Here is a 7,964-nt window from a genome sequence, read left to right as displayed (position 1 = left end):
GCTGACGCTTCACCCGCCGGTAGTGGATCAAGATATCCAGCGGGTCCTGCTTTGGCGCGCAGTCGGGGAAAGTTTTGCTATCGGCGAAAATGCGCGATTTCTGCACGTGCGTAAACAATTCCAGATAGCGGTCGGCAGGCGTCAGGGCATCAGAGGCTGGCAGGCCTTCGATGATCTCCGGCTCCGGTTCGGCATCGAACATTTCATCCAGTTTTAACTCATACGGATCGGCTTCATAGCACAGATCGCGCTCGATCTTCGGTTGATCGCCATTATCGTTGCGTAATATCTGGCTGGACATAGTGATACGGACCTCCGGATCGCGTCAGTTCAGGGCGCCGGGCCTCTCCCGGCCTGATTATTAAGCGTAGTCACTCGCTTCGGTGTCGGGAAATAAAAGTGTGCGTCAGGTCACGCTTTTTAACGATATGTTGACACAGTAATGTTATTAATTTATTGATTTTTTTGAATTAAACTGCCCCAAATCGAAGAGGGAAATTCGCCGCAATCGTTTTGCAACAAAATCTAATTATGCCGGATCTGGCGGGCGTTACTCCCACGCCGCTTCGAGCATCTCCAGCAACTGCTCGCTATCCAGCTGTACCGGATTCGCTTTCATTGATGAGGAGCTGCTGGCTGCCAGCGCCGCAGGCTCCAGGGCCTCGTGCGGGACGCCCAGTTCGCGCAGAGTCCCGAGCCCGGCACCGCGGCTCCATTCACGCAGGCTATCCCAGGCCGTCTCCGGCTCGACGTTAAGCCCGTCGGCCAGCCACTGGCGGACGTTATCGAAGCGTTCGCGGATAGCCATATTGTTGACCTGCGACTCATTGAGCGCCAGGCCGTAAGGCAGCAGGCTGCCGCAGAGTGCGCCGTGGGAAGCATTGCTCAGCCCCCCCAGCGGGCCAGCCAGCCCATGAATGACGCCAAGACCAGCATTGGCCAGCGCGAGGCCGCCGCACAGGCTAACCCAGGCCATCTCATCGCGGCTGTCCGGGCACTCTTTTTCCATCAGCGTGCGGAGCGCTTTGATTCCTCGCGGAATGGCGGCCCGGCAAAGCGCATCGGTAAATGGATTGGCGCGGGTACAGAGCCAGGGCTCAATGAGCTGGGTAAGCGCGTCAAGACCGGAGCCGAGCGTTACCACGCGCGGGGCGTTATCGGTCAGCGCCGGGTCAACGATGGCCAGGTCCGGCAGCATACGATCGTCGCGCAGGCTGACTTTCCGCCGCTGCTGGGTGACGTTAATCACCGCATTTTTCGTCACTTCTGCCCCGGTACCGGCGGTGGTTGGGATGGCAACAAACGGCAGCGGATGCGCTTCGGGTATCCGGCCATTGCCCACCACTTCCAGATAGTCAACGATCGGCCCCGATGCCGGCACCAGCGCGGCGATAGCTTTGCCGGCATCGATAACGGCGCCGCCGCCAAGGCTCAGGACGGCGTCGATGGTATGCCCGCGCGCCAGACGCACTCCCTGCTCAATATCTTCCAGCGTCGGCTCATGGGCAATGGCGAGTGTGACGACTTCCAGATCATGAGCGCGCAGTTCGGTCAGCAACGATGTGGCCCGATGCGGGCTGGCGCCGTGGACCAGCAGCACCTTCGCGGTACGCTGGGCCAGCCACGGGGCGGCACTCCTGGCAAGACCTCGGCCAAAACGGATGTTGCCCGGAGTGAAAACAGTAAACGGAGTCAGCATGGCAGGTTCCCTGTGTCAGCAAAAAAGGCTGAAATCAACTATACACATTATCCGGCAGGCTGCCTCTTTGTCGCCGGATAGAGTAGGGTGGAAGTCACGTTCCTTCGCTTAAGGATGTCACAATGCTAAAAATACTGGGCAAACGCTCATCAATTAACGTGCGTAAAGTGTTATGGACCTGTGATGAAGTCGGTCTGACTTATCAGCAGGAGGATTACGGCAGCGGTTTCCAGCCGATTGATACGGCCGAGTTTCGCGCCCTGAATCCAAACGCTCTGGTGCCGGTGCTGCTGGATGATGATTTCGTGCTGTGGGAGTCAAACAGCATCTGCCGCTATTTGACGCGTAAAGCCGGACGTGAGGATTTGCTACCGGTTACGCCACAGGGCGCAGCGGATATCGAGCGCTGGATGGACTGGCAGGCCACGGAGTTTAACAATGCCTGGCGCTATGCATTTATGGGCCTGGTGCGCAAAGATCCGCGTTTTCAGGACCCGGCGGCGATGAAGGAGAGTATTGCCACCTTGGACCCGCTGCGTGCAGATCGTGGAGTCACAGCTGCAACGCACCGGCGCATGGATCGCCGGCCCTCAGTTTACGCTGGCGGACATCGTCCTGGGTCTGTCGGTGCATCGCTGGAAAATGACGCCTTTTGCCCATCCGGAGCTGCCGGCGGTTGAGCGTTGGTATAGGGCGCTCAATCAGCGACCAGCGTTTATGCGTCATGGCAATAATGGGACTCCCTGAGGGCTCAGGTAAAGACGGCCAGACTGGCATCGTTGCGCGGATTATTGCCGCCTTTCGCTTTTTATAATGCTCGTTGACAGTCGCGACGATCCCGGCATCTTTAATTCTCCTCATTGGTTTCAGTACCGCAGGAAGATATGACAGGCCGTTGAGTCCTCTACTATCGGCGGCTACGCCAGCGATATCGGTTTTGACAAGGCGTATCAGAATGCGGTGGTGCTGCAAAACCGCTTTAACTGGAGTAACGACATCGGGCAGGCGATTTTGCAAAATTCGGGCGCGAAACCGTCTGCACGGCAGGGGATAAGTGCAAAAAAAGCCCCGTGAGCAGACGGGGCTGAAGAGATTAACGCATGGTCACGAACTCTTCCGCAGCGGTCGGGTGAATTGCCACGGTATTGTCGAAGTCCTTCTTGGTTGCGCCCATTTTCAGCGCTACCGCAAAGCCCTGCAGCATTTCATCCATGCCGAAGCCGATGCCGTGAATACCGACAATTTTTTCTTCAGGACCGACGCATACCAGCTTCATGCGGCACGGCTGGCGGTGCGAGGTGACGGCGGTATACATCGCGGTAAAGGCCGATTTATACACCTTCACGGCGTCATCGCCATACTGCTCGCGCGCCTGCGGCTCGGTTAAACCAACGGTGCCGATCGGCGGATGGCTGAAGACCACGGTCGGGATATTACTGTAATCCAGATGCTCTTGCGGCTTGTTGTTGAACAGGCGTTCGGACAACCGGCGACCCGCGGCTACCGCCACCGGCGTCAGCTCCACCGCCCCGGTGTTATCGCCCACGGCGTAGATCCCTGGTACGTTGGTGTTCTGCAATTTATCCACCACGATATAGCCTTTGTCGTTGGTTTTTACGCCAGCGGCTGCGAGGTTGAAATTATCGGTCTCCGGCTCACGACCAATGGCCCAGATCAGGCAATCCACGGTCTGACTCCGGCCATCTTCCAGCTGTAGCGTCAGGCTGCCGTCCGCGTTTTTCACCACCGCCTGCGGGATGGCGTGCGTGTGCAGCTGCGGCCCCTCGGTGTTCATCACTTCCACCAGGGTATCGACGATCAGCGGATCGAAGCTGCGCAGCGGCGCATGTTTACGCACGAACAGGTGCGTTTCGGCGCCGAGGCCGTTAATCACGCCCGCCAGCTCAACGGCAATATAGCCCGCGCCCACCACGGCGACGCGCTTCGGCAGAGCCGGTAGCTCAAAGAAGCCGTTGGAGTCGATGCCGTACTCAGCACCCGGAACAGACGGATGGCTCGGGCGGCCGCCGGTGGCGATCAGGATATGATCGGCGGTGATCGTTTCGCCATTCACTTCCACGGTGTTGGCATCCACAAAACGGGCGAAGCCTTTGATGACATCCACCTTGTTTTTGCCTAATACGTTGTCGTAGGAGGTGTGGATACGGTCGATATACGCGCTGCGGCTGGCCACCAGTTTGTCCCAGTCGAAGTGGTTAATGGTGGTATCGAAACCGTAGTCCGGGCCATACAGATGGATAGCTTCGCGGATTTGCGCCGCATGCCACATGATTTTCTTCGGCACGCAGCCGACGTTGACGCAGGTGCCGCCGAGATCTTTAGCTTCAATCAGCGCGCACTTCTGGCCATACATTGCCGCACGGTTGATGGAGGCGATGCCGCCGCTGCCGCCGCCGATAGCGATGTAATCATAATGTTTGCTCATAGCCTGTATCCTTAGAAGACCTATCCTGGTAGGCCCTTAATCGTTAAATGACCGCGATTGTAGCGCGAGGCGTAAAAGGTTCCACCGATGGCTGTGATTACTCCGGTACGATCCAGCCGACGGTGGCGTGTCCGATGCCGGTCGGCGAAAGCTTCTTATGCAGCCACGGCAGAACGTTGTTCATCTGCTGTTCAAGCTTCCACGGCGGGTTAATGACGATCATCCCGGAAGCGGTCATGCCGCGCTGGTCGCTGTCCGGACGCACGGCAAGTTCAATCTGCATGATTTTGCGAATGCCAGTCGCTTCCAGATCTTTGATCATGCGCTTAATCTGCGCGCGCAGTACCACCGGATACCACAGCGCGTAGGTGCCGGTGGCAAAGCGTTTGTAGCCTTCGTGGATACCGGTCACGACCGCCTGGTAGTCGCTTTTAATCTCGTACGGCGGATCGATAAGAATCAGGCCGCGACGGGACACCGGCGGCAGCTTAGCCTTCAGCTGCTGATAACCATCGGACTTTTCCACGCGCGCGCGCGCGTCTTTCTGGAATTCTGAGCGCAGCAGCGGGAAATCGCTCGGGTGCAGCTCGGTCAGCTGCAGGCTGTCCTGCTCGCGCAGAAGCTGGCGGGCGATCAGCGGAGAGCCCGGGTAGTATCGCAACTGGCCGCTACGGTTGAAATGCTGGATGACGGAAATATAGGCTGCCATCTCGGCCGGCAGGTCGTCCTGCTGCCAGATACGGGAAATGCCTTCCAGGTATTCACCCGTACGCTCGGCGTGCTCGCCGCTCAGCTGATAGCGGCCCGCGCCGGCGTGAGTGTCCAGATAGAGAAACGGTTTTTCTTTCTCTTTCAGCGATTCAATGATTAGACTCTGAACGGTGTGTTTAAGGACGTCGGCGTGGTTGCCTGCGTGAAAGCTGTGGCGATAACTGAGCATGGATGCAGAGATTCCGGGAATTAAACAAGATGACTGATAGTTTACCGCAGATCCGTGCAGATTACCGCTGTAGCGCCGCGCTGTTTCAATGAGGTCAAAAGCGTTGCAAAACATGACCGTGTCATAAAAACGTCAAATATCAGCGCTAGCGTCGCATGAAGGCAAGGTAATTGTTTGAATAAAAGGAAAAATAATGAAATTGCAAATCACACTCCTGACCTCGGCGTTCATCCTGGCGCTGCCGGTGCTGGCGAAAGAGGTTCCGCTGAACCAGGCGGCGGCGATCGCGGGCAGCGTGACGCCTGCGGCGGCCAGCCCGACGTTTGACGGCCTCGAAGGTCAGGCGTTGGCACAGCTGCGCGCTGCGCTGAAGGGCGATGCCGCGACGCTCACCCGCGATCGGCTCGCACATGCAAAACAGAGTAAAACTCAGGCGGACAAGGCCTGGCTGAAGGCCAGCGGCTATGACTTCCAGGAGGACGCGAATCAGCAGGCGGGTATCGCGCTGCTTGCTGCCTTTAGCAAGCTCCCGGATTCGGTGGTGAAGGATAACCTGGCTACGGTGACCGCGATTAACCGCGATGCGACGCAGGCTACCCGCCATCAGGCGCTGGCGGATGCGGAAGGGATTAGCTACCTCTATTTCCTCAGTGATGCGCTGGGCCCGCGGCTCGGAAAAGCGTTCCTCACGGCCTACGACAAAGGCGAGCTGGGTAAAGCTGCCGCGCTGATTAAGGCCAGTGAAGTCAGTACCGGGGCGGCGAAAAAGTATTTTAACAACCCCCGTCCGTTCCTGATTCAGGGCAATACCATTCATCTGGTGCCGGACGATGTGGTGATAAAGGATAATCAGCCTTACACCGCTGACGGGGGCTCTTTCCCCAGCGGACACACCAACACCGGCTACACCGATGCGCTGCTGATGGCCGAAATGATCCCGGAACGCTTTGATGCGCTGGTTACCCGCGGCGCGCGCTACGGCTATTCTCGAATCGTGCTTGGCGTACACTACCCGCTGGATGTGATAGGGTCGCGGATGGTGGCGCAGCGTAACGTCGCACATTACCTCAACGACGCGAAGTATCGTGCGTTGTTCAATGAAGCGCGCGATCAACTGCGCACGGCGCTGGAAAAAGAGTGTGGTACTACGCTGGCCGAATGCGCGAAATCGGGCGGAAAAGACGATCCGTATCGCGACCCGGCGATGAACACATTTTACGCGTTCACCATGACCTACAACCTGCCTCAGCAGAAGGGGGAGAAATCAAGTCTGACGGTGCCAGAAGGTGCAGAAGTTCTGCTGGAAACCGCGCTGCCTAAGCTGTCCGCCGCCCAGCGCCGGGCGCTGTTGGTGAAAACCGCGCTGCCGGCAGGTTATCCGCTGTCGGGCGAGACCGCCGACCAGCAGTTCTGGCAACGGGTGAATCTGTCTGCGGCCTGGCAGATGGCGCAGAAAACGCGCTAATTGCATCCATCGCGTCAATCCTCGCATTGCAGGAAGGCGTCGACAGCGCCTCTGCAATGCGTAATATCAGGCGTCTTTTTTTCAGCGGGGCGCCACGGCGTCTCACCCGGTCAACACCCGACAAACGCTTATTGCAGTAATACCCACCGTCTGGCACGGTGTGACATTGAAATTCCCGTCACGATCCCCCATTCTAGTTCTCATGCTAAAGCGCCGGAACGCGCGCTTCATTCACCCTTTTCAACAGGACTGCGCATATGACCAACCCATTATTGACGCCTTTTTCATTGCCGCCTTTTTCTGCGATCAAGCCGGAACACGTCGTCCCAGCGGTGACCAAAGCGCTGGACGACTGTCGGGCTGCGGTAGAAAGCGTGGTGGCGCAAGGCGCGCCGTACCGCTGGGAAACTCTCTGCCAGCCTCTGGCTGAAGTGGATGATGTGCTGGGACGTATCTTCTCGCCGGTCAGCCATCTGAACTCGGTCAAGAACAGTCCCGAGTTGCGTGAAGCCTATGAACAAACGCTGCCGCTGTTGTCAGAATACAGCACCTGGGTCGGTCAACATGAAGGGTTGTATCAAGCGTATCGCGATCTGCATGACGGTGACCACTACGCTACGCTGAACACCGCGCAGAAAAAATCGGTGGATAACGCGCTGCGTGATTTTGAGCTGTCGGGGATTGGCCTGGCGAAAGAGCAGCAGAAACGCTATGGCGAGATTGCCGCACGCCTGTCTGAGCTCGGCAATCAGTACAGCAACAACGTGCTCGACGCCACTATGGGCTGGAGCAAGCTGGTGACCGACGTCGCTGAGCTGTCCGGGATGCCGGAAAGTGCGCTGGCGGCCGCCCAGGCTCAGGCCCAGGCGAAAGAGCAGGAAGGCTATCTGCTGACCCTGGATATTCCGAGCTATCTGCCGGTGATGACCTACTGCGACAACCAGACGCTGCGTGAAGAGTTGTATCGTGCTTACTCCACCCGCGCATCAGACCAGGGGCCGAATGCCGACAAATGGGACAACAGCCCGGTGATGGCGGAAATTCTCGCGCTGCGCCACGAGCTGGCCCAGCTGCTGGGCTTTGACAGCTATGCCTCTAAATCGCTGGCAACCAAAATGGCGGAAAATCCGCAGCAGGTGCTCGACTTCCTGACCGACCTGGCGAAACGCGCCCGTCCACAGGGGGAGAAAGAGCTGGCTCAGCTGCGCGCCTTCGCAAAAGCGGAGTTCGGCGTCGACGAACTCCAGCCGTGGGATATCGCTTACTACAGTGAAAAACAGAAGCAACATCTCTACAGCATCAGCGATGAGCAGCTGCGCCCCTATTTCCCGGAAAATAAAGCGGTTAACGGCCTGTTTGAAGTGGTGAAACGTATTTACGGGATTACCGCCAAAGAGCGCACCGATGTGGACGT

Annotated in this window: 5 protein-coding genes and 3 pseudogenes; 4 read left to right on the top strand and 4 right to left on the bottom strand. The window is 57.9% G+C overall.

The annotated features are described in order from the left end of the window. A pseudogene (gene treF, locus ACZAHD_RS19945) lies at nt 1-301 on the bottom strand (alpha,alpha-trehalase TreF); the annotation flags it as partial. Nucleotides 302-550: 249 nt separating this feature from the next. Next, on the bottom strand, nt 551-1,699 hold the full coding sequence (locus ACZAHD_RS19940) for an iron-containing alcohol dehydrogenase (RefSeq protein WP_462458303.1): 1,149 nt from the start codon (nt 1,697-1,699) through the stop codon (nt 551-553). Between the two features lie 122 nt (nt 1,700-1,821). Here ACZAHD_RS19940 and ACZAHD_RS19935 point away from each other — a divergent pair. Beyond that, a pseudogene (locus ACZAHD_RS19935) lies at nt 1,822-2,446 on the top strand (glutathione S-transferase family protein). A gap of 162 nt (nt 2,447-2,608) precedes the next feature. Then, a pseudogene (locus tag ACZAHD_RS19930) lies at nt 2,609-2,773 on the top strand (serine hydrolase domain-containing protein); the annotation flags it as partial. A 19-nt stretch (nt 2,774-2,792) separates the two neighbouring features. On the opposite strand, the gene gorA reads toward ACZAHD_RS19930, so the two are convergent. Continuing rightward, nucleotides 2,793-4,145, bottom strand: a complete 1,353-nt coding sequence (gorA, locus tag ACZAHD_RS19925; RefSeq protein WP_131049188.1) for a glutathione-disulfide reductase — start codon at nt 4,143-4,145, stop codon at nt 2,793-2,795. Between the two features lie 97 nt (nt 4,146-4,242). Then, nucleotides 4,243-5,085: a 23S rRNA (adenine(2030)-N(6))-methyltransferase RlmJ gene (locus tag ACZAHD_RS19920; protein ID WP_100683014.1), complete on the bottom strand. Its 843-nt coding sequence runs from the start codon at nt 5,083-5,085 to the stop codon at nt 4,243-4,245. Nucleotides 5,086-5,278: 193 nt separating this feature from the next. On the opposite strand from ACZAHD_RS19920, the gene ACZAHD_RS19915 reads away from it, so the two are divergent. After that, on the top strand, nt 5,279-6,550 hold the full coding sequence (locus ACZAHD_RS19915) for an acid phosphatase (protein WP_462458302.1): 1,272 nt from the start codon (nt 5,279-5,281) through the stop codon (nt 6,548-6,550). A gap of 257 nt (nt 6,551-6,807) precedes the next feature. Next, the coding region (locus tag ACZAHD_RS19910; protein ID WP_462458301.1) for a M3 family metallopeptidase at nt 6,808-7,964 on the top strand (1,157 nt) is incomplete at its 3' end.

It is taken from the genome of Raoultella sp. (assembly GCF_039594335.1).
In the GTDB taxonomy this organism is placed as follows: Bacteria; Pseudomonadota; Gammaproteobacteria; order Enterobacterales; family Enterobacteriaceae; genus Klebsiella.
This window is presented reverse-complemented; position numbering and strand designations above follow the sequence as displayed.

What these genes read in the sequence shown, in the direction of transcription:
- gorA (WP_131049188.1), bottom strand. Translation starts at nt 4,145, where the DNA reads ATGAGCAAACATTATGATTACATCGCTATCGGCGGCGGCAGCGGCGGC.
- ACZAHD_RS19915 (WP_462458302.1), top strand. Translation starts at nt 5,279, where the DNA reads ATGAAATTGCAAATCACACTCCTGACCTCGGCGTTCATCCTGGCGCTG.
- ACZAHD_RS19920 (WP_100683014.1), bottom strand. Translation starts at nt 5,085, where the DNA reads ATGCTCAGTTATCGCCACAGCTTTCACGCAGGCAACCACGCCGACGTC.
- ACZAHD_RS19940 (WP_462458303.1), bottom strand. Translation starts at nt 1,699, where the DNA reads ATGCTGACTCCGTTTACTGTTTTCACTCCGGGCAACATCCGTTTTGGC.